At 71.5% G+C, this 21,399-nt stretch carries 21 protein-coding genes; 12 read left to right on the forward strand and 9 right to left on the reverse strand.

Going from position 1 to position 21,399, the window contains the following annotated elements:
* Positions 1-11: 11 nt before the first annotated feature.
* The 3 genes from AB0C12_RS24570 to AB0C12_RS24580 all read left to right on the forward strand — a co-directional run bounded on the left by AB0C12_RS24570 (position 12) and on the right by AB0C12_RS24580 (position 4,470).
* On the forward strand, positions 12-1,028 hold the full coding sequence (locus AB0C12_RS24570) for a hypothetical protein (RefSeq protein ID WP_360551630.1): 1,017 nt from the start codon (positions 12-14) through the stop codon (positions 1,026-1,028).
* 27 nt (positions 1,029-1,055) lie between these two features.
* Positions 1,056-2,567 carry a fused MFS/spermidine synthase gene (locus AB0C12_RS24575; RefSeq protein WP_360551632.1) on the forward strand — a complete coding sequence of 504 codons (1,512 nt, stop codon included), beginning with the start codon at positions 1,056-1,058 and terminating at the stop codon, positions 2,565-2,567.
* A gap of 184 nt (positions 2,568-2,751) precedes the next feature.
* Entirely contained in the window at positions 2,752-4,470 is a 1,719-nt protein-coding gene (locus tag AB0C12_RS24580) for a serine/threonine-protein kinase (RefSeq protein ID WP_360551634.1), read from the forward strand.
* A 22-nt stretch (positions 4,471-4,492) separates the two neighbouring features.
* On the opposite strand, the gene AB0C12_RS24585 is transcribed toward AB0C12_RS24580, so the two are convergent.
* A complete protein-coding gene (locus AB0C12_RS24585; protein ID WP_360551636.1) occupies positions 4,493-5,167 on the reverse strand; it encodes a TrkA family potassium uptake protein in 675 nt (224 codons plus the stop codon).
* A complete protein-coding gene (locus AB0C12_RS24590) occupies positions 5,160-6,455 on the reverse strand; it encodes a potassium transporter TrkG (protein WP_360551969.1) in 1,296 nt (431 codons plus the stop codon). Before AB0C12_RS24590 ends, AB0C12_RS24585 begins: the two co-directional genes overlap by 8 nt.
* 223 nt (positions 6,456-6,678) lie before the next feature.
* On the opposite strand from AB0C12_RS24590, the gene AB0C12_RS24595 reads away from it, so the two are divergent.
* Positions 6,679-7,908, forward strand: a complete 1,230-nt coding sequence (locus AB0C12_RS24595; protein ID WP_360551971.1) for an MFS transporter — start codon at positions 6,679-6,681, stop codon at positions 7,906-7,908.
* Positions 7,909-8,071: 163 nt separating this feature from the next.
* On the forward strand, positions 8,072-8,797 hold the full coding sequence (locus AB0C12_RS24600) for an SDR family oxidoreductase (RefSeq protein ID WP_360551638.1): 726 nt from the start codon (positions 8,072-8,074) through the stop codon (positions 8,795-8,797).
* 2 nt (positions 8,798-8,799) lie between these two features.
* On the opposite strand, the gene AB0C12_RS24605 is transcribed toward AB0C12_RS24600, so the two are convergent.
* From AB0C12_RS24605 to AB0C12_RS24615, 3 genes are read right to left on the reverse strand one after another with little or no spacing between them, the layout of a single operon-like run.
* Complete coding sequence (locus AB0C12_RS24605; RefSeq protein ID WP_360551640.1) at positions 8,800-9,135, reverse strand: nuclear transport factor 2 family protein; 336 nt, start codon at positions 9,133-9,135, stop codon at positions 8,800-8,802.
* 34 nt (positions 9,136-9,169) lie between these two features.
* Positions 9,170-9,571, reverse strand: a complete 402-nt coding sequence (locus AB0C12_RS24610) for a hypothetical protein (RefSeq protein ID WP_360551973.1) — start codon at positions 9,569-9,571, stop codon at positions 9,170-9,172.
* Between the two features lie 46 nt (positions 9,572-9,617).
* On the reverse strand, positions 9,618-9,965 hold the full coding sequence (locus AB0C12_RS24615; RefSeq protein ID WP_360551642.1) for an integrase: 348 nt from the start codon (positions 9,963-9,965) through the stop codon (positions 9,618-9,620).
* Between the two features lie 137 nt (positions 9,966-10,102).
* On the opposite strand from AB0C12_RS24615, the gene AB0C12_RS24620 reads away from it, so the two are divergent.
* From AB0C12_RS24620 to AB0C12_RS24635, 4 genes are all read left to right on the forward strand, one after another.
* A complete protein-coding gene (locus AB0C12_RS24620; protein WP_360551975.1) occupies positions 10,103-12,259 on the forward strand; it encodes a RecQ family ATP-dependent DNA helicase in 2,157 nt (718 codons plus the stop codon).
* A 371-nt stretch (positions 12,260-12,630) separates the two neighbouring features.
* Positions 12,631-12,936 (forward strand): metal-sensitive transcriptional regulator, encoded by a 306-nt coding sequence (locus tag AB0C12_RS24625; RefSeq protein WP_360551644.1) that lies wholly within the window; start codon positions 12,631-12,633, stop codon positions 12,934-12,936.
* 103 nt (positions 12,937-13,039) lie between these two features.
* Entirely contained in the window at positions 13,040-13,252 is a 213-nt protein-coding gene (locus AB0C12_RS24630) for a cation transporter (RefSeq protein ID WP_360551646.1), read from the forward strand.
* Positions 13,245-14,276, forward strand: coding sequence for a hypothetical protein (locus AB0C12_RS24635; RefSeq protein ID WP_360551648.1), 1,032 nt, complete (start codon positions 13,245-13,247; stop codon positions 14,274-14,276). The genes AB0C12_RS24630 and AB0C12_RS24635 overlap by 8 nt, the downstream gene beginning before the upstream one ends.
* Here the strand turns inward: AB0C12_RS24635 and AB0C12_RS24640 are convergent.
* Entirely contained in the window at positions 14,269-15,405 is a 1,137-nt protein-coding gene (locus AB0C12_RS24640; RefSeq protein ID WP_360551650.1) for an SAM-dependent methyltransferase, read from the reverse strand. The two genes, AB0C12_RS24635 and AB0C12_RS24640, sit on opposite strands and share 8 nt — an antisense overlap.
* An 85-nt stretch (positions 15,406-15,490) precedes the next feature.
* Here AB0C12_RS24640 and AB0C12_RS24645 point away from each other — a divergent pair, with 85 nt between their 5' ends.
* The gene (locus tag AB0C12_RS24645; RefSeq protein WP_360551652.1) at positions 15,491-16,135 is read left to right on the forward strand and encodes a biliverdin-producing heme oxygenase; all 645 of its coding nucleotides are present in this window, start codon (positions 15,491-15,493) and stop codon (positions 16,133-16,135) included.
* Entirely contained in the window at positions 16,132-16,425 is a 294-nt protein-coding gene (locus AB0C12_RS24650; protein WP_360551654.1) for a DUF2470 domain-containing protein, read from the forward strand. The genes AB0C12_RS24645 and AB0C12_RS24650 overlap by 4 nt, the downstream gene beginning before the upstream one ends.
* Positions 16,426-16,541: 116 nt before the next feature.
* Here the strand turns inward: AB0C12_RS24650 and AB0C12_RS24655 are convergent, their stop codons facing one another.
* From AB0C12_RS24655 to AB0C12_RS24665, 3 genes are all read right to left on the reverse strand, one after another.
* Positions 16,542-18,479 carry a DEAD/DEAH box helicase gene (locus AB0C12_RS24655; RefSeq protein WP_360551656.1) on the reverse strand — a complete coding sequence of 646 codons (1,938 nt, stop codon included), beginning with the start codon at positions 18,477-18,479 and terminating at the stop codon, positions 16,542-16,544.
* A gap of 261 nt (positions 18,480-18,740) precedes the next feature.
* Complete coding sequence (locus AB0C12_RS24660; protein ID WP_360551658.1) at positions 18,741-18,965, reverse strand: DUF3107 domain-containing protein; 225 nt, start codon at positions 18,963-18,965, stop codon at positions 18,741-18,743.
* Between the two features lie 37 nt (positions 18,966-19,002).
* Complete coding sequence (locus tag AB0C12_RS24665) at positions 19,003-19,665, reverse strand: TetR/AcrR family transcriptional regulator (RefSeq protein WP_360551660.1); 663 nt, start codon at positions 19,663-19,665, stop codon at positions 19,003-19,005.
* Between the two features lie 152 nt (positions 19,666-19,817).
* Between AB0C12_RS24665 and AB0C12_RS24670 the strand changes: the two genes are divergently transcribed.
* Positions 19,818-21,399 (forward strand): hypothetical protein (locus AB0C12_RS24670; protein WP_360551662.1); only part of this gene is annotated, 1,582 nt, incomplete at its 3' end.

The following is a 21,399-nucleotide window of genomic DNA, read 5'->3' on the forward strand; positions in this document are numbered from 1 at the left end:
GGAGGTAGACCGTGGCGGCGACTCTCCTGCGCCGGCTTCAGCCTGTCCTGGCCATTCTCGCTGCCCTCGCGGTGCTGCTCGTCGCCGCCCCGGCCGCGCACGCGGATCCGGACGACGAGGGCGGCACCAAGACGCTGCGGTCGGCGCTCGAGTCCGCGGCCAAGGGACACATCGAGGCCAAGAACAAGCTCGACAACTCCCAGAAGCGGCAGAAGCAGCTCACCGTCACGCTGGCCCAGGCCAAGCAGCGGACCACCGAGCTGCAGGGCCGGGTCAGCGAGGTCGCCAACCGCGCATACCGGCAAGGCCGCTTCAACACCATGACTCTGCTGCTCAACGCCTCGTCGCCGGACACGTTTCTGGAACGCGCGCTGCGCCTGGACCAGATGGCCCAGGTCGACGGCAAGGCCCTGACCGGTTACCGGGAGGCGCTGGAGACCACCCGGCGGGCCAAGCAGGCCATCGACCTGGAGATCAAGGAGCAGCAGAAGCAGGTCACGGTCATGGCCAAGAAGAAGCAGCAAGCCGAGCAGGCGTTGGCCATCGCCGGCGGCGGCGCGTCGCGCAGCGGCTTCATCAACGCCAACTCGCCGCTGGCCAAGCCGGCCCCGCGCAACTCCGACGGCTCCTGGCCCAAGGAGTCCTGCTCGGTCAGCGACCCCTCCCCGGGCGGCAGCGGGTGCATCACGCCGCGGACGCTGAACGCGTACCAGCAGGCTCGGGCGGCGGGTTTCAAGCGGTACACAGGTTGCTTCAGTCAGCGTTCCTCCGGTGAGCACCCCAAGGGCCGAGCCTGTGACTTCTCCGCGGCCTCCGGCGGCTTCGAGAACGTCAACGCCTCCGGCGGCGACCGCACATACGGCGACAACCTGGCGGCGTACTTCGTGAAGAACTCCTCACGGCTCGGCGTGCTGTACGTGATCTGGTACCGGCAGATCTGGCATCCGGGCACCGGCTGGCGTTCGTACAGCGGCTCGGGCGGGCCGGCCGCCACCCACACCAACCACGTGCACCTATCAGTCATCTGACAGGAGCACGCCGGTAGCATCCGCGCGATGGAGACCTCCGCCCCGCGTGCCCTGCCTTCCGGACTGGCCACCGCCCTGGTGTTCTTCGCCAGCGGTGCCGTGCTGGTCCTGGAGATCGTGGCGCTGCGGCTCGTCGGCCCCTACGTCGGGGTGACGCTGCAGGTCAGCAGCTCGGTGATCGGCATCTCGCTGGCCGCCATCGCGTACGGCACCTGGCTCGGCGGCCGGCTGGCCGACAAGTTCGATCCCCGGCTGCTGCTCGCCCCCGCCCTGCTGCTGGCGGCGATCGGCACGGCGATCACCCTGCCGCTGGTCCGCTGGGGTGGTGAGCTGCTGCGCGGCGGGTCGGCGCCGGCCGTGCTGCTGCTGGCCGTGCTGGCTGTCTTCCTGCCCGCGTTCCTGCTCGCCGCGATCACCCCGCTGACGGTGAAGCTGCAGCTCGGCGACCTGCGCCGGACCGGCGAGGTGGTGGGCCGGCTGTCCAGCTTCGGCACGCTCGGGGCGATCACCGCGACGCTGGGCACGGGCTTCGTCTTCGTCGCCGCGATGCCCAGCAGCTGGATCGTGCTGACCCTGGCCGGCGTGCTGGCCGTGGCCGGCTTCGGGCTGGGCTGGTGGCTGCACCGCACCAACCCGGAGCTGAAGCTGCCCGGCAAGCCGCGGACGAGGGCGGTCGTGGTCACCATCGGGCTGTTCGGGGCCGGGCTGGGGGCCACCGCGCCGACCCCTTGCGACATCGAGACCGCCTATCACTGCGCACGGGTGGACGCCGATCCGAGCGTGGCCGGTGGGCGGACGCTGATTCTGAACTCGGCGCGGCACTCGTACGTCGACCTGAACGACCCGACTCACCTCGAGTTCGCGTACGTGCAGTGGATCGGTGCCGTGGTGGACGTCGTGCGGGCCGGCGGTGCTCCGATCAGTGCGTTGCACCTGGGTGGGGGCGGGTTCACCGTTCCGGCGTACGTGTCGCGGACGCGGCCCGGCAGCGACCAGCTCGTCCTGGAGCTCGACGGCGGCCTGGTCGACCTGGACAAACGCGAGCTGGGCCTGCGCACCGGGCCGAACCTGCGGGTCCGCGTCGGCGACGCGCGGGTCGGCCTGGCCGAGCAGCGGAGCCAGGGGTACGACGTGGTGGTCGGCGACGCGTTCGGCCACCTGGTGGTCCCGTGGCACCTCGCCACCCGGGAGATGGCCGCCGACATCGCCCGCGTCCTGCGCACCGACGGCGTGTACGCGCAGAACGTCATCGACTACCCGCCGAACCGTTTCATCCGGGCCGAGCTGGCCACGGTGGCCGACGTCTTCCCGCACGTGGCCCTGGTGGCGCCGCAGGCCGCCCTGGACGGTGAGACCGGCTCGAACTTCGTGATCGTCGCGTCGAAGTCGCCGCTGGCCCTGGACGAGCTGCGCAACCATCTCGACCTGGTGGACGAACCGGTGCAGCTGCTGTCGGGTGAGCCACTCACCGATTTCATCGACGACGCCCGGGTGCTGACCGACGACTTCGCGCCGGTGGATCAGCTCCTGGCCGGGTGACGGCGGTCGGGTGGCACCCGTCGGGTGTCGGCCGGCGGCTTCGCGTCGGTGGATCGGGTCGTGGCGGGGTGGCGCCGGGGTTATTCCGGACAAAGAGCGATGTGCTGGTCAGAGCACGCCCGGCGGCTTTCCGGATTCCGCCGACCCCCGGTGAGCGGGGCGTCCCTCGGGCCACAATCGGCACATGGGTTGGCTGGCGACCGGGGGACAGGGCAGCCTCGTCGGCGACCGGTACCGCCTGATCGAGCGGCTCGGCACCGGCGGCATGTCCGTCGTGTGGCGGGGCCACGACCAGGTGCTGGGCCGGGCCGTCGCCGTCAAGGTGCTGTCGCCGCAACTCGCCGGTGACTCGACGTTCCGCGACCGGCTGCGGCTGGAGGCGCTGGCCGCGGCCCGGCTGTGCCACCCGCACATCACCGGCGTGTTCGACTTCGGGGAATCGCCGCTGGACGAGCACCGCTCGGTCCCGTACGTGGTGATGGAACTCCATGAGGGCGAGTCGGTCGCCGCCCGGCTGAGCCGCCGAGGCCCGCTGCCCTGGCGCGACGCGGTGGTGATCGCGGCTGAGGTGGCCTCAGCCCTGGCCACGGCCCACGCCCGAGGTGTGGTGCACCGCGACGTGACCCCGGCGAACGTGATGCTCACCGGCGCGGGAGCGAAAGTCGTCGACTTCGGCATCTCGGCGCTGATCGGGCAGCGGGACGCCGCACCGGACGGCAGCCTGCTGGGCACCCCGGCCTACCTGGCCCCGGAACGGCTCGGCGGCGGCCACGTCTCACCGGCCGCCGACGTGTACGCCTTGGGGCTACTGCTCTATCGGACACTCACCGGTCGGCTGCCGTGGCCGGCGGGGAACACCACGCAGGCGTTGCGGGCACACCTGTTCGCTGATCCGGAGCCCGTACCGTCGCTGCCCGGAATGCCGGCGCAGGTCGCCGATCTCTGTCTGCGCTGCCTGGCCAAGCAGCCCGAGGACCGGCCCGGCGCGGCCGTGGTCGCCGCGGAACTGGCCGCGCTGGTCGGTCTTCAGCCGATCATCGCCGTCGGTGCGCCCGCGTCCGGGCTGCGTCCGTCACCGCATCCGATGCCACGGCCGGCCCGGGCACCCGGGCTGCGGGTCCGCGCCGGTTTGCGGGTGGCCCGGGCGTTGCGGCTCGGCGGTCCGCAGCCGCTGGGTGGCGGGCTGTTCCGCGCGGGTGGGCTGCTGCGCTCTGGTGGGCTGCCGGTCCCGGGGGCGCGACTCACGGATGCGGTGCTGGCCGGGCGGCATCGCATCCAGGCAGGCGTCGCGACGATCATCCTGGCGGCGGCGGTGGGCCTGATCTGGTCGTCGACCCGCGAGCCGGTCGACGTCGGCACAGCTCAGGCGGCGGCGGCCGGCGCCGGGCCGGGGGCGGTGGTCCCGCACGGTACGGGGTGCAAGGTCCGCTACCGCGTGCAGCGTGACTCCGGGTCGGACTTCGGCGCCCAGGTAACCGTGGTCAACACGGGAGAGCATGTGCTGTCGGAGTGGTCGCTGGAGTTCAATTTCGCGGGTGGTCAGCGGCTCACCGACGCGCCGAAACGGCTCACCCAGCGGGGGCGGAAGCTGGTGCTGCGGGCCAAGAACGGGACGAAGCTGCGGCCGGGGCGGTCGGCGAGTGTGACGTTGAGCGGCAGTTATCGGATCAGCAATCCGCTGCCGGTGGCGTTCGTGCTGAACGGTAAGGCCTGCCAGGCTGAGGTGCTCGGGGCGGTGGCGGCGGCTCCTTCGGCGGAGACCTCCGGAGGGATGCCGGCGTCAGATGACGTGCGGAAGAAGCCGTCTCCGCGGAAGAAAGCGCCGGCGCCCGCGCCGGCGAAGTCGAGCAGACCGCCGGCCAAGGCACCGGAGAAGAAGTCCGGCTTCTCAGTCACGGTCTGAGCCGGACCCGCCGCGGTTTCGCTCAGGTCACCGCGGCGAACTGCTCCACCTTGGTCGTGTCGCCGGCCACGATCAGGATGCAGCCCGGCGGCACGACCGTTTCGGGTCGCGCGTACGTGAAGTCCTCGCCCGGCAGTTTGGTGCCGACCACCGTCACGCCCCACTTGCTGCGCAGGCCGATGTCGGCCAGCGTGCGGCCGATCGCTTCCTTGGGCGCCCGCACCTTCGCGATGGCGAAGCCGTCGTCGAACTCGATGTAGTCGAGCATCTGGCCGGTGATCAGGTGCGCGACCCGCTCACCCATCTCCGCCTCGGGGTAGATGACGTGCCGGGCGCCGACCGAGGACAGGATCTTGCCGTGCTTGGTGCTGATCGCCTTGGCCCAGATCTCCGGCACGCCGATCTCCGCCAGCGTCAGCACGGTCAGCACGCTGGCCTCGAGGTTCGTGCCGATGCCGACCACGGCCCGGGCGAACTCCTGCACACCGAGCTGGCGCAGGGCCTCGGTGTCGGTGGCGTCGGCTTCCACGACCTGGGTGAGCCGGTCGGACCAGTCCTGCACGATGTGCGGGTCGGCGTCGATGCCGAGCACCTCGTGACCGAGGTTGACCAGCGATGCGGCGACCTGCCCGCCGAAGCGGCCCAGCCCGACGACAACAACGTTGTCCGGGCTCGCGGTGAGTTTTCTGTCAGCCAACGAGGGGTCGCTCCTCCGGGTAGCGGTAGAGCCGGCGGCGAGTGTTCAGGGCGATCGCCGTTCCCACAGCGATCGTGCCGACGCGGCCGACGTACATCAGGATGGTGAGCAGGACCTGCGCGGACGGCGGCAGGGTGGGCGTGATGCCGGTGCTGAGGCCGACCGTAGCGAACGCCGACGTGACTTCGAACAGTGCCCGGTCGAACGGCACGTCGTCGGTCAGCCCGATCAGCGCCAGCGTGCCGCCGGCGACCAGGGCGACGCCGAGCAGCGCGACGGTGATGGCCTGTCGCTGCGTCTCCTCGGCAATCCGCCGCTTGCGGATGACCACGTCGGGCTCGCCCCGGATCTCCGCCCAGATGACGAACGCCAGCAGCAGGAACGTGGTGACCCTGATGCCGCCGGCGGTGCTGGCGCTGCCGCCGCCGATGAACATCATGCCGTTGGTGACGGCGATGGTCTCGGTGTTCATCTTGCCCAGGTCGATGCTGTTGAAGCCGCCCGAACGCGTCATCACGTCCTGGGTGAACGCGGCCAGGATCTTGGAGGGGGTGCCGAGTGGGCCGAGGGTCTGCGGATTGGTCCACTCGAACGTCAGGAAGACCAGGAAACCGATCCCGCTGAGCAACACGGTGCCCCACACGGTCAGCCGCGTGTGGGTGGACCAGAAGCCAGGGGTACGCCACTCCCGGGCCAGCTCGAACAGGACCGGAAAGCCGATCGAGCCGGTCAGCACGCCGAGCGCGAGCGGCATGCAGATCCACCAGTCGCCGACGAACCGCGTCAAGCTGTCGGGATAGAGCGCGAACCCGGCATTGTTGAACGCCTGCACGGCGTGGAAGACGGCCTCCCACACGGCCCGGCCGAACGGATAGTCGTACGCCAGCCAGAACCGCAACGTGAGCACGACACTGATGGCGGCCTCGGAGGCGAACATGACGATCGCGACTCGGACGAGCACGCCGCCGACGTTGCCGCTGAACAGCCCGGCACTCTCGGCCTGCGCCATGAGCCGGCTGCGCAACCCGAGCCGCCGTGACACCAGCAGGCTGAGCAGCGTCGCGAGGGTCATGATCCCGAAGCCGCCGATCTGCGACAGCACGGTGAGCAGCACCTCGCCGAAGCCGGACCAGTAGCTCGGCGTGTCCACCACGGCCAGCCCGGTGACACAGACGGCGGAGGTCGCGGTGAACAGCGCGGTCACGAACGGCGCATGCCCGGGCTCGGCCCGCGCGGCCGGCAGCATCATCAGCGCGGTGCCCACGGCGATGGCGCCGAGGAACGCGATCGGCACGATCCGGGCCGGGTACTGCCACGGCGAACGACCCCGCACCCGTACCTCCCCGTTTCGATCTAGAGTGCCTTACCAGCCGACAGAAAGGGTGCGTGATGCAACTCGACATGGCAACGGTCTTCGCCCCGACGCGAGGACGCGCCGCTTAGTCTCCCGCGGCCCGTAGCTCCTCGCACGGGGCGGTCGTCGACCGTCACCCCTGTCTTGAGGAGCAATGTTGCGTGCCCTTTTCCCGCGCCTCGGCGCGGACTTCAGCAAACTCTGGACCGCGAGCGCGGTCTCCAACCTCGGCGACGGCGTCACGATGGCGGCAGGCCCGCTGCTGGTCGCCTCGATCACCGCCGAACCGGCGGCGGTGGCCGGCGCCGTCTTCGCCCAGCAACTGCCGTGGCTGCTGTTCGCCCTGATCAGCGGGGCCTGGGCGGACAGACTCGACCGCCGCCGCCTGGTGGTGACGGTCAACCTGATCCGAGCCGCTGCGATGGCCACGCTGGTGGTGGCGGTGGCCGGCGACGCGGTGACCGTACCGCTGATCTATGCGGTCTTCTTCGTGCTCGGCACGGGGGAGACGCTGGCGGACACGGCAGCGTCGGCGTTCGTCCCGGCGCTGGTGCCGACCGAGAGGCTGCCGACGGCCAATGCCTGGCTCGGCGCGACGTTCACGGTGCTCAACCAGTTCGCGGCGAAACCGCTGGGTGCCTGGTTGTTCGTGGTGGCCGCGGCGGTGCCGTTCGGAGTGAACGCGTTGTCCTTCGCCGCATCGGCTGCGCTGGTCGCCGGCATCGGTGGCATCCCGGCCCCGGAGCCCCGACCCCGCAGGCCGCTCCGGACAGACATCGCGGAGGGGATCCGATGGCTGTGGCAGCACCGCCTGCTGCGCACGCTCGCGATGACGATGGCATGCGGCAACGTGGTCTTCTGCGCTGCCTTCGCCATCTTCGTGCTGTACGCCTTCGAAAGGCTCGGCCTGAGCCAGCTGGGCTACGGCGTACTGCTGACGGCGTTCGCGGTGGGCGGCCTGGCCGGCACGGTGACGGCTCCAGCCCTGATCCGCACTGTCAGCGCGACGGCACTGCTGCGAGCCGGCCTGCTCGTGGAAGTGGCGCTGCACGCGACGCTGGCGCTGACCCGGACTCCGTGGATAGCGGCGGCCATGATCGTGGTGTTCAGCGTCCACGCCGCGGTCTGGGGCAACGTGGTGACGACGCTGCGGCAGCGCTCGATCCCAGGCGGACTCTACGGGCGGGTGGCCGGCGTGTACTCCCTGCTCGACCTGGGCGGGGCAGCGCTGGGCTCGCTGCTGGGCGGAGCGGTGGCGCAGGCCTACGGGATCACCGCGACGTTCTGGACGGCGGCCGCGGCGATGGCGGTCATCACGCTGCTGACCTGGCGGGCGTTGGGGCCGGCAACTTCCACGCTGCGTTCGGCTGTCCCGGAGAACGCCTGACTGAACGGCGGCGCCGGCCCAGCACCCCGGCGCCGCCGCTCCATCACCGCCCTCACCACACCACCCCCGCGGCGTGTACGACCACCGCGTACCGGCGCAGCGTGGATCAGGTCTCTTGTCCGGCCCTTCCGGCCGGCGCACGCCCCTCCTCTAGAGTCGGGGCATGGCGAGGCTTGCGGTGGTCAGCGGGGGCGGCACGGGAATCGGCCGGGCGACAGCGGGAATGCTGGCGGGAGAGGGCTACGACGTCATCATCGTCGGGCGGCGCCCCGAGGTGCTGGCCGACGCGGTGAAGTGGATCGGCCCGCAAGCAACGGCGGTCACCGCCGATCTGTCAGTCCCCGGCCAGACCACCGGGGTGGTCGAGGCCGTCGGCGGCCGCCCGGTCGACGTGGTCGTCAACAACGCGGGCGCGTACGTGTCAGGCGACGACTCCACCCCCGAAGGCCTGGCAGCGCGCTGGCGAGCAAACCTCGACTCCAACGTCCTGACCGCTGTGCTCCTCACCGACGCCCTGCTGCCGTTGCTGCGCCGGCCGGGTGGACGGATCATCCTGACCAGCTCGATCGCCGCCCAGCGGGGTGGCGGCGGCCCTTACTCGGCGGCCAAGGCGGCCCTGCACGGCTATGCGCTGGACCTGGCCACCCAGCTCGGTCCCGAGGGCATCACCGCGAACGTCATCGCCCCCGGCTACGTGACCGACAGCGAGTTCTTCGCCGGCCGGATGACCGACGAGGGCCACGCCCAGCGAGTGGCCGCGACGCTGGTCAAGCGGGCGGGCATGCCGGACGACATCGCGGAGGCGGTGCGCTGGCTGGTCGGCCCCGGCGGCAGCTTCGTTACCGGCCAGATCATCAACGTCAACGGCGGCACGGTGCTGGGCCGCTGACCTCAGGCGATCTTGCTGAGCACGTCCTTGGCGACGATCAACCCGTCCCGCACGGTGTAGACGTCGACGCCCCGCAACGTGGTGTCGTCGGCCGCGGCGGGATACGAGAAGTAGCCGAAACCGCGCTCACCTCGTACCGCGACGGGTTCGATCTCGAGGTCGGGATCGCCGTCGAGCTGCTCGGCGAAAACGGCGCCGACAGCCTCGCGACCACGCACGACGCTGCCGTCTGAACTGCTGTAGACCACGTCCGTGGCCAGACAGTCGACCACGCCGGCGAGGTCCCGCCGGGACCAGGCAGCCAGGAAGCGGTCGAGAACAGCGGCAGTGTCCGACATGGCGGCGACCGTACCGCCCACCAACCCCGTAGTGCTACTTCGTGGCACCACCGGTGAAGCGGCCCTCACCCGGCTTGTTCGGGCGGAACCGTAGCGCCGACCAGCGCTCGTCGATCGCCACCTGACCGTTCGGGCGCATGTCGAAATCCGCCACGATCGGCCAGAGCGTGTCGCGGTTGATGTCCGCCTTGTTGCCCTTCGGATAGGCGATCCAGAGCACCGCGGGCTTGGCGAGATCGTCGGCGTGCTCCTCGAGGAGCTTCCGAGCGCTCGCGGCATCGTCTGCGAACAGCACTGCCGTGCTCGCCGACGCTGGGCCGTCGCTCTCCCGTACGCCCTCCGGCATCGGTGTCAGCAAGGGCAGGTGCGCAGCGTGCGACAGCCACACCGTGGTGTGCGGCTTGATCTGCAGCTTCTCGGCGATCGTCTTCGTCATGCCGCCCACGCTGCCACCGACAAATTTAGTTGTCAAGGAACCGGTGTCAGGGCAGGTCGACCAAACCCAGCCCAGGCAAGTTCGGCCCAGCAGCCGAGCTCACGCGAAACACCCCGCCGACCTTCTCCGGTGTCCAGCCCGCCTCCAGCCCCCACGAGATGAGCCGGCGCACGATGGCCGCGCTCGGGTAGGCATACGTCGTCTCCTCCGACGTAGCCGGAACGGGCAGCTCCGTCATGTCGGCCTGCAGGACACAGCTGTTCTTACCCGCGCCCCACACGCGGACCCGGATGTGCCGGTGTCGTCTGCCGTCGCCGCCCGGCGCCGCCCGGATCTCCGCCTTCCAGGCGAACTCCCGGCCGTCAACGTGCAGCTTCCGGAGCCTCTCTCGCATGCCGCCAATGGTGGCAGCGCACGACGCCGGGACGCGCGGGTAATCGCCGGCCTGTGGACAACGATCCCGACGGATCGGGCCTGTGGACAACCCGGGTCTTGTCGGTGCCGGCTGGTAGACATGCTGGCGTGGTGGAGATGACGCGGTCAGCGGTGAGCGAAGCCGAACGGGTGGCGGTGCGCGAGTGCGCCGAGGAGGTGCTGCGCCGGCTGGCCGGTGAGCATGCGGTGCTGCGGGAGGACCAGTGGCGAGCCATCGAGGCTCTCGTGGTCGATCGGCGGCGAGTGCTCTGTGTGCAGCGCACCGGCTGGGGCAAATCGGCGGTCTACTTCGTGGCCACCGCTCTGCTGCGCGACGGCATCACCGCCGAGCCCGGTGATCCACCTGCTGGGCCGACGGTCATCGTCTCGCCGCTGCTCGCCCTCATGCGCAACCAGGTGGAGGCAGCGGCGAGGGCCGGCATCCGAGCCCGCACGATCAACTCCGCCAATCTCGACGAGTGGAGTGAGATCACCGCCGAGATCCGGGCCGGCGAGGTCGACGTTCTCCTGATCAGCCCCGAGCGGCTCAACAATCCGGACTTCCGGGACAACGTGCTGCCCGGCCTGGCCGCGAGCACCGGCCTGCTGGTGGTCGACGAGGCGCACTGCGTGTCGGACTGGGGCCACGACTTCCGCCCTGACTACCGGCGGCTGCGCACCTTCCTGGCTGGTCTGCCGGGTCTCACGCCCGTGCTGGCCACCACGGCCACCGCTAATTCACGGGTGACCGCTGACGTTGCCGAGCAGCTCGGTGACGCGCTCGTGCTGCGTGGATCGCTGGAGCGGGATTCGCTGCGGCTGGCGGCACTGGAACTGCCCAATCCGGCGCACCGGCTGGCGTGGCTCGCGGACCACCTCGACCGGCTGCCGGGCTCCGGCATCGTCTACACGTTGACGGTCGCCGCGGCCACGGAGACTGCCGAGTTCCTCCGGTCACGGGGGTTTGCTGTGGCGTCGTACACGGGACAGGTGGAGGACTCCGCTCGCCGCGCCGCCGAGCAGGATCTGCTGGACAACAAGATCAAGGCACTGGTGGCCACTTCCGCGCTGGGCATGGGTTTCGACAAGCCTGACCTCGGCTTCGTCGTGCACCTCGGGGCGCCGCCGTCGCCTATCGCGTACTACCAGCAGGTCGGCCGCGCGGGCCGAGCCGTGGAGCATGCCGAGGTCATCCTGCTGCCGGGACCGGAGGACATCGCGATCTGGCGCTACTTCGCCTCGCTCGCGTTCCCACCCGAGGAGCAGGTGCGCACGGTGCTCGCCGCACTGTCGCCTGACCGGCCACTGTCGACGCCGGCGCTGGAGCCGATCGTCGACCTCCGCCGCACCCGCCTGGAGCTCATGCTCAAGGTCCTCGACGTGGACGGCGCGGTCCGGCGCACCCGCGGCGGCTGGCTCTCCACCGGCGAGCCGTGGACCTACGACACCGCGCGCCTGCGCCGGGTCGCCGAGGCGCGGACGGCAGAGCAGAAGACCATGATCGAGTACGCCGGGACGACGGCTTGCCGGATGGAGTTCCTGCGCCGCTGCCTCGACGACCCCGAAGCCACGCCGTGCGGCCGCTGTGACAACTGCGCCGACCCGCTGTTCGACGCCGAGGTGTCGGCCGAGGCGCTGGCCGCGGCGCAGACCTTCCTCGGCCACGCGGGTGTGGAGATCTCCCCGAAGAAGCTCTGGCCGACCGGTCTGGCCTCCGTCGGCGTCTCGCTGAAGGGCAAGATCGGTCCGGGTGAGCAGATCCTGCCGGGCCGCGCCGTCGGACGGCTGTCCGACCTCGGGTGGGGCGACAAGTTGCGAGCCCTGGTGGGTCCGGAAGCGGCGGACAGCACGATTCCGGACGAGATGGTGGCTGCCGTGGTCGAGGTCCTGAAGGGCTGGGCGCACGGGGACGACGCCTGGGTGCAGCGCCCGGTGGGGGTGGTCTCGGTCGGCTCTCACCGTCGGCCGAAGCTGGTGGACAGCCTCGCGGAGCGGATCGCGGCGGTGGGCCGGTTGCCGCTGCTGGGGACGCTGACTTCCACACACACGGGTGACAGCGGACCGCGGGGAAACAGTGCGCAGAGAGTTCTCGCTCTGCATGACGCCTTCGCTGTCCCGCCGGAGATGGCGGAGTCCCTTCGAGGCCTTGAAGGGCCCGTCCTCCTGGTGGACGACATGTCGGATTCCGGATGGACGATGGTTCTGGCCGGCCGGGCCCTCCGACAAGCCGGCGCGCCCGGTGTCCTGCCTCTCGCCTTGGCCGTGGCCGGCTGACGGCTTCCGCTCGGCTGTGGCGGGGCTGACGGCTCTTGCTTGGCTGTGGCGGGGCTGACGGCCCGCGCTCGGCCGTCGCGGGCTGACGGCTCCCGCTTGGCTGTGGCGGGGCTGACGGCTCGCGCTCGGCCGTCGCGGGCCGTCGCGGGCCGTGGCGGGCTGGGCGCGCCCGCTTCGGCGGCGGGGCTGACGCGTCGACGGAAGACGCCGGGGCTGCACCGGTGCTTTCGGAGCCCGGTTGGAGGCAGCGCGGACCCGGGCGGGACAATGATCGTGCGGACGGCGGTGGTCGGGAATGCAATGCCGAAAGAGACAAAAGCCACGCCCCCGGAGTGCCGCGCTGGATACGGGTGGGGGGTATGGTGGGTGGCATGACCACCGACCACGACGAACATCCCGGACCGCACGGGTACTCCGGCGACAAGGCTGCCCTCCTCGGGCGCCTGCGCCGCATCGAGGGCCAGATCCGCGGCCTGCAGCGGATGGTCGACGAGGACACCTACTGCATCGATGTCCTCACGCAGATCTCCGCGGCGAAGAGCGCCCTGCACGCCGTCGCGGTCGGCCTGCTCGAGGATCACCTTGCCCACTGCGTTGTCGACGCCGCCCGCGCCGGCGACCCGAGTGCCAAGGTCAAAGAGGCTTCGGACGCGATCGCTCGCCTGGTCCGCTCCTGAGCGGAGCTCAACCGACCGCCGTCCGGCACGAAGCGGAGGCGCATGGCGGGGCTGAAGCGCCGTCGCGAAATACGTGGGCCGAGGGCCCGAGGAAGGAACGACCATGTCTGTCACCAGCACGTACACCGTGACCGGGATGACCTGTGAGCACTGCGTCAAGGCCGTCACCAGCGAGATCTCCGAGCTGCCCGGCGTCGACGCCGTCCAGGTCGACCTCGCTTCCGGCGCCGTCACGGTCACGAGCGCGGCTCCGCTTGCCGCCGACGAGGTCCGGGCCGCTGTTGACGAGGCCGGCTACGAGCTTGCTGATGCCTGACGAGCAGGCTGGAGGACAGTCTGCGCGGCAGGCAGGAGAGTCGGCGGCGCGCGCCCGCGACCAGGCCGACGAGGAGGCCACCGGTCAGCCCGAGCCCGATCAGGCCAGCTTCCGCCGGGCGGCATTCGCGGCGGTCATCGTGGTTGTCCTCTTCGCGGGCTACGGCCTCGGCCGCCTCAGTAATTCCGCCGAGCGGGTGCAGGCAACCTCCGCCGCCCTCAACAGCAGCGTGGCCAGCACCACCGCCCCCCACGACGACACCGGCACGGCGCCGCACGTCCACACCGCGGACGGCACCAACGCCCAGCCGGCCACGGCCGAAACTGTCGGCGGCCTGACGATCACCTCCGCCGGGCTCACCCTCGTGCCCGAGGCCACCTCGCTCAAGGCCGCCCCGGCCCAGCCGTACCGGTTCCGGATCACCGGACCTGGCGGCGCGCCGATCACCACCTACGCCGTCGTGCACGACAAGCTGCTGCACTTCGTTCTCGTCCGCCGCGACCTCACCGGCTTCCAGCACCTGCACCCCACGATGGCCCCCGACGGCACCTGGAGCGTCGACCTCGCCCTCACCGCCCCCGGCAGCTACCGCGCGATCACCGACTTCACGGCAGTCGTCGGCGGCCGGCAGACCCCCGTCACGCTGGGCGTCGACCTGACGGTCGCGGGCGACTACCGGCCGGTCCCGCTACCCGCGCCGGTCACCCAGGCGACCACTGACGGCTTCGTCATCTCGTACGCCGGTACGCCCCGGACAACCGCAACCCAGCCACTGCTGATGACTGTGACCGGCCCGGACGGCAAGCCCGCGAAGCTCGAGCCGTACCTGGGTGCGTTCGGTCACCTGGTCGTGCTGCGTGAGGGAGACGTCGGCTACGTACACGTCCACCCGGAGGCGCAACCCGTCGACGGCGCCGTCAAGTTCTGGCTCGCTGCTCCCGGGCCCGGCCGCTACCGGATGTTCTTCGACTTCCAGGTCGCGGGCAAGGTGCACACTGCCGCGTTCACCACCGTCGTCAGGTGAGCAGCTTCTCCAATGCCGGCGTCACGCCCCACTGGCTGGTCAGCGCCTCGTACTCTCCGCGCTGATCGTTGGTCGGGGGTGCGCCGGTCAGCCTGGCCCGCAGCAGCAGGTTCCGGGGCGTGTGCGCCGAGTCCACGAACTCGACGACCTCCACCCGGTACCCGTGCAGCCGCAGCAGCGCCGAGCGCAGCGAATCCGTCAGCACGTCCGCGAAACGTTCCCGCAGGATCGCGTGCCGGGTCAGCTCTCCGTACGGCGCCGGGGCGGGATGGCCCTTGAGCTGGGCCGCGATGTCGTGGTGACAGCACGGCGCCGCCAGCACCCACTTCGCGTCCCAGTGCACCGCCCGGGCCAGCGCCTGGTCCGTCGCGGTGTCACACGCGTGCAGCGCCAGCACCAGATCCGGCGCCTCCGCCACGACGACGTCCTCGATCGTGCCGGCCACGAAGGTCACCGCATCGGCGCAGCCCAGCTGCTCGGCGACGGCGCTGTTGCGTACCCTCTGGTCCTCACGCACGTCGACCCCCACGACCCGGACCTTGACGCCGCGATCGGCCAGGAACCGGTAGGCCGCGAACGTCAGATACGCGTTGCCGCAGCCCAGGTCCACCACCCGCAGCTCCGCGGGCAGCTCGTCCGGCAGGGTCGCGGCCAGCGCCCGCAGGAAAGCGTCGACCTGGCGGCGCTTGGCCGCCGTGCCACCGACCACCGTGAACAGCGGATCGCCCGGATCGAGCAGCCACTGCTTCGCCCGGTCGTGACCCTGGGTCACGGCCGGCTCGGCCGTCGCGGCCCGGTGCACCTGGGCGTCGCCCTTCTTCGTCACGCGGACCTGGACGGTGGTCGCGGCCGTCTCGACATGCCAATTCCCGAACGGCTCGGCCAGCAGGGCATCGACCGCCGCCGCGGCCTCCGGGCCGGGTTCGACATTCCGGGTGTACGGCCGGGAGCCGTCATCGGTCACGATCTGCAACCGGGGTCCACCCTTGAGGGCGACCGGCCGGAACTCGGCGCGGGTGACCGAAGGGGTGGCACCGCGGCGCTTGCCGGCTGCGACCGCGCGGGTGAGCGCCGGATCGAGCAGCAGGCCGCGCACCTCGGCGAGGACAGCGTCCAGTGGTTGGGGCATCCCACCATTCTGCCCCGCGGATTTTGCTGATCTTCGGAGCCTATCGGTTTGTTAGGCTCGCCTAACCAAGCATGGAGGTGCTGCGATGACCCTGGCCGACCCTCCCACCGAAAGGCTGTCCGTCCGGCTCCGCAGCGGCACCCGCTCGGACCACGACGCGGCTCAGGGCAGCGGGTTCCTCGACGCGCTCGCCGCGGGCACGCTGCCCCGGCAGGCCTACGCCGACCTGGCCGCGCAGCACTGGTTCATCTACGAGACGCTGGAGCAGGCCGCCGAAGCGATGGCCACCGACCCCGTAGCCGGGGACTTCGTCTTTCCCGAGCTGACCCGGCTGCCCGCGCTGAGCCACGACCTGGCCACCCTGCTCGGCCCGGCACCCCGGCTCAGCGCCCTGCCGGCCACCCAGGAATACCGGGCCCGGCTGCGCGCCGTGGCGTTCGACCAGCCGTGGGGCTTCATCGCCCACCACTACACCCGCTACCTGGGTGACCTGTCCGGCGGCCAGTACCTCGGCCCGGCCATCGCCAAGGCGTACGGACTGAACGGTGCGGGCCACCGGTTCTTCGTCTTCGACGGCATCTCGCCGCCGGCCTTCCGCACCCGCTACCGGGAATTGCTCGACGGGCTCGTCTTCTCCCCGGCGGACGAGCAGAATTTCCTCGCCGAGGTGCCGGAGGCCTACCGGCTCAACATCGCTGTGCTGCGCCAACTCAAGGAGCGCTGGGCATGACCTTCACCCCGGAAATGGTGGCGCAGATCGCCCGCCACATGAACGACGACCACGCCGACGACAACGTGCTGATCGTGCGCGGCCTCGGCGGCATCGGCACGGCGAGCGCGGCCCGGATGTCCGGGCTGGACCCCGACGGGATGGACTTCGAAGCCACGGTGGACGGCATCGCGGTGCCGGTCCGGATCCCGTTCAGCGAACGCCTGACCGAACGCCGCCAGGTCCGCGGCGAAGCGGTCCGGATGTACCAGCAGGCCTGCGCGGCGCTGGGCGTGACCCCGACCCACTGACCGGCCTCCGGATCGGCCACCGAGTGGCTCGCGGGCCGGCCGGCCCCCGGAACGCCCACAGAAAAATGGGTGCCTCGCCGGTCGGCGAGGCACCCATTCCGGGTTGTTGCGGTGGGTCAGTCCTGCGCGCCGGTGCCGACCCCGGCGTCCGAGCCGCCGGTCATCTCGCCCGAAGCCGAAGCCGTTCCCGTCCCGGCTGAGGCTGCCGGAGCTGAGTCCGTTGCGGCCGAGGCCGATGCCGGGTCAATGGCGGCCGGTGCCGCGTCGCCGTCCGCGGAGGTCGTCTCCGCGCCGCTGGCGCTGCGGGTGCCTCGGCCACCGCGACGACGGCGCCGGCGGGGACGGCCCGTTGCGTCGTTGTCACCGTCGCCGGACTGGCCGTCGGAGTCGCCCTCTGCCGTCGGAGCCAGCTCGGGAGTCGCCTCGGAGCCGTCCGAGAAGAGCGGCGTCGGGGACGTTGCTGTGGCCGTACCCTCGTCGGTTGTGGTCAGGGGGTCGCCCGCCCGGCGGCGGCGACGCTGGCGGCGCGGCCTGTCCTCGGCGTCCTCCGCCGCGGGGGCCGGGGCCGTGGGGACCGCATCCTCGCGGCGCGGCCCGCGGGCCGGCCGGTCGCTGCCGCGGCCATCGCGACCGCCGCGGCCACCGCCGCTGCGGCTCGAATCGCGGCCACCGTCGCGGCTGCCCCGGCGGCGGGTGCCACCCAGGTCCTCCTCGACCTCGGCCGACAGGCCCACCCGGGTGCGCCCGGCGGTCGGCAGCGTGCCCGAGATGCCCTCCGGGATGTCCAGGTCGGAGAACAACGCCGGGGACGTGTGGTACGTCTCCGGGGGCTGCGGCATGTTGAGCCCCATCGACTTGTCGATGAGGACCCAGCGCGGCATGTCCTCCCAGTCCACGAAGGTCACCGCGACGCCCGTCGCGCCCGCGCGGCCGGTGCGGCCGATGCGGTGCGTGTAGGTGTCCGGGTCTTCCGGGCAGTCGTAGTTGATCACGTGGGTGACGCCGGAGACGTCCAGGCCGCGGGCCGCGACGTCGGTGGCCACCAGCACGTCGATCTTGCCGGTGCGGAACGCGCGCAGGGCCCGCTCGCGGGCACCCTGGCCCAGGTCACCGTGGACGGCGGCGACCGCGAAGCCGCGGAAGTCGAGGTCCTCGGCCACCCGGTCGGCGGCGCGCTTGGTGCGGGTGAAGATCATGGTCAGGCCACGCTCGCGGGCCTGCAGGATCCGGGCCACCATCTCCAGCTTGTTCAGCGGGTGGGTGCGGTAGACGACCTGCTTGGTCAGCGGCGACGGGCCGCTCTCCGAGGTGTGGCCCGCGTGGATGGTCACCGGGTGGTGCAGGAAGCGGCGGCTCAGCGCGACGATCGGATCCGGCATGGTCGCCGAGAACAGCATGGTCTGGCGCTCGCTCGGGAGCATGGCCAGGATCTTCTCGACGTCCTCGAGGAAGCCCAGGTCGAGCATCCGGTCGGCCTCGTCGAGGACCAGGGCCTTGATCGAGCCCAGCTTCAGCTGCTTCTGCTTGGCCAGGTCGAGCAGGCGGCCGGGGGTGCCGACCAGGATCTCGACGCCCTTCTTCAGGGTGTCGACCTGCGGTTCGTACGCCACGCCGCCGTAGATCGGCAGCACGCGCACGCCACGGGTGCTGCCCGCGGCGGCGATGTCGCGGGCGACCTGCAGGCCCAGCTCGCGGGTCGGGACGACGACGAGCGCCTGGGGCTGGCCGTCGGCGCCCTCGCTCGGGGCCAGCACCCGCTCCAGCAGGGGCAGGCCGAAGCCGAGGGTCTTGCCGGTGCCGGTCGGCGCCTGACCGATCAGGTCGGTGCCGCGCAGGGCGATGGGGAGCGCGTACTCCTGGATGGCGAACGCGCGCGTGATGCCGGCCGCGGCCAGCGCGTCCACGGTCTCCGCGCGGACGCCCAGCTCAGCGAAGGTGGGGCTGTCCGGGCGGACGGGCGCGCGGTTCAGGACCGGGACGAGGGCCGGCTCTGCGGCGAGGGCCGCCACCGGGTCGGCGGCATGTTCAGTTTCGGTGTTCTCGATGTCGGTCATGGAGTTCTGCGGGTGCCTCTCGTGGTGCGCCCGTCGAATTCCTGGGCGCGGTCTGGGTAGGGCGCGGGCCACACGCGAGGAACTCGCGGGCCGCACGCGCGTCGCCGCGGCGACTCGAAATATCGAGCCGACGTCGACGGCGACAACGGCAAGTCTACCCGACAGAGAGATTCCGCACCTCAGCGCGAAGGTGACGGTGCTGTATAGAAACCGCAGGGAGCTCCGGGTGGAACTCCCTGCGGTCCGGTCGTGCTGTGCCGGTTATCGCGTGGTGAAGCCGAACGGCCGCTCGGACTTCTCGGCGATCTCCACGTAGGCCACCTTGGCGATCGGGACGATCACCTTGCGGCCCTTCTCGTCGGTCAGAGTGAGAACGCTGTCCTTGGCCATCGCCTCGGTCACGGCCTGCTCGACCTCGGCCTGAGTCTGCGCGCTCTCCAGCACCAGCTCGCGCTGGGCGTACTGCACGCCGATCTTGACCTCCACGGGGGTCCTCCTCCTCAGATGTCTTCCGACATGAAGGCTAGCCGATTTCCCCGGACGTACCGGGCGTTGACTCACCCTGCAGCGGGAAGCTGGCGATACCCCGCCAGATAAGGGCAGCGACCAGGGCTTCCGCCTCGGCCTTGGGAGTCTGCCGGCCGCTCGCCAGCCAGTACTGGGCCGCCTGGCCGGCCGCGCCGACCAGTCCGGAGGCCAGCAGCTCGGCGTTCGCCTGGTTCTGGCCGGTGTCGGAGACGACCGTGTCCGTGACCGCGGCGATGCAGCCCTGCTCGACGCGTTCGACGCGCTCGCGGACCTGGGGGTCGTTGCGCAGGTCGGACTCGAAGACCAGGCGGAAGGCCTCGCTCTCGTGGTCCATGAAGTCGAAGTACGCCCGGACGGCGCCCTTGACCCGCTCCTTGTTGTCCGGAGTCGCCAGCATCGCGCCGCGCACCTTGGCGATTATCGCGTCGCAGTGGGTGTCCAGCAGCGCCAGGTAGAGCTCGAGTTTGCCGGGAAAGTGCTGGTAGAGCACAGGCTTGGAGACGCCGGCCTGTTCGGCGATCTCGTCCATGGCAGCGGCGTGATAGCCCTGTGCCACGAAGATCTGCTGCGCGGCGGCAAGCAGCTGCTTACGGCGCGCGGAGCGTGGCAGACGCGTGGGGCGCCCCGCCGTCTGTGCCCCGCCGGACGCAGCGGTCATGTGTACCTCCGAGATGTGTTTCCCCCGCGGTAGGGCGCGGATTGCCCGGTTCGCCGTCTGTCGCTTGCCGGGCCGGCAATTGTCGCGACGCTGCAACTTATCGCCACTGCAAGCACACGGTAGCCTCAGCGGGGGCAAGCGAGGAGCGCGCGGTGGACGAAACAGGGCATTCCGGGGACGTCGGTGCAGCGGACGGCGGCACCGACGCTGAATCGCGCGACCGCACCCTGCTGAACGGCTGGGCCGCGCGGGAGAGCCCGTGGTCCAACGCGGGCTCGGCGCTGGACCCGGAGACCGAGGTGCCCGCCTGGCGCCGGCCCGCCACCGAGATCCGCCCGTTCACCCAGGAGCGGCCCCCGCCGGTGGACCCCCCTTCGGGGGAGATCCGCCCGTTCACGATGCCACCGCCCCCGCCCTCCTTCGCCCCGGCGCCCGAGCCGCAGGGACCGCCCCCGCTCGAGAACGCGGCTGCCCCGCGCTGGTCGGACAGCCGCTCCCGCTACGAGGACCTGCTCGCCCATCTCTCACCCAACGGCAGCGAGCCCAGGGACGACGAGCCGCGCGCCGGGATGCCGCGCCCGAATCCGCTCGCGCCCGAGCTGCTGCGCCCGGACGCGCAGGACACCACCGAGCTGCGCGCGGTCAACGGCAACCTGCCGGCCAGCGCGCCGCCGTACCCGTACGAGGGTGATCTCGACGACGCGCGCCAGGAGCCGCCACGCCCGCCGGCGGCCCAGCAGCGTGCGGCCGTGCCGGCCGAGCGGCCCTTCCCGGCGGTACGCCCGGCGACTCCCGGCGGCCGCCGGCCCGACTGGATGACGAGTGAGTCCGCCCGCCACGCGCTGGACCCGCCGACGCCCATGGAAGGCCTGCCCAGGGTCGCCGCGCCGCAGGCTACCGACGAGTCGCGTTCCGGTGATCAAGGCATGCTCCGGCCGTCGTACGATCCCACCAGCTTTCCCCGCCGCCTGCCGTACGAGACCGCCGCCCAGCCCGCGGCGTTTCCCGGCCGTCCCACCGGCGACCCCGGTACGGGCAGCACGGGGGAGCAGTCCTTCCCCGCGTTGCCGCAGCGCGTCCCGGCCCAGCCGGACGTGCCCACCGTCCCGGAGCCGCCGTCCGTGGAGCCACCCGCCGAGACGCCCGCGCTGGCCCGTATCGCGACGCACCTGCGCCGCGGTGACGTGCTGTCGGCGCAGGAACGGCAGGAGGGTTTCGACGTGAACGCCATCCTGGCGGCGGTCCGCGAGGTCGAAGGGGTGCGTGACGCGTCGCTGCGGTCCACCCCGGCGGGCGCGCACAGTCTGCGGCTGGACCTGTCCGAGGGCGCCGACCCGGCCGAGGTGAGCCGGCAGGTCGCGCGGCTGCTGCAGGACCGGATGGGTCTGGACGCCGCGATGAAGGGGGCTTCGCCGCTCTCGGGGCCCGCGGAGGCTCCGGCGGCTCCGCGGTCGGCGCCGCCGGCTCCACGGTCGGGGCCGCCCGCCTATTCGGGGTCTGCTCCGGCGTCGTCGCCTCCGGTTGCTCCGGCTTCCGCGCCGCCGGCGGCCCAGGCTTCCGCGCCGCCGATTGCGCCGTTCGTGCCGAGCCAGCCCAACCCGACCGGCCGGCCGGTTCCCGGCCCCGGCCTCACTTCCGGCAGCTACTCGTCCGCTTCCCGGCAGGCTCCTGATGAGCTGACCCGCCCCGGCGAGCGGCGGGGCTCTGATGAGCTGTCACGGCCCGGTGAGCGGC

Origin of the sequence: Actinoplanes sp. NPDC048967 (assembly GCF_040649415.1) — a bacterium.
GTDB lineage: Bacteria > Actinomycetota > Actinomycetes > Mycobacteriales > Micromonosporaceae > Actinoplanes.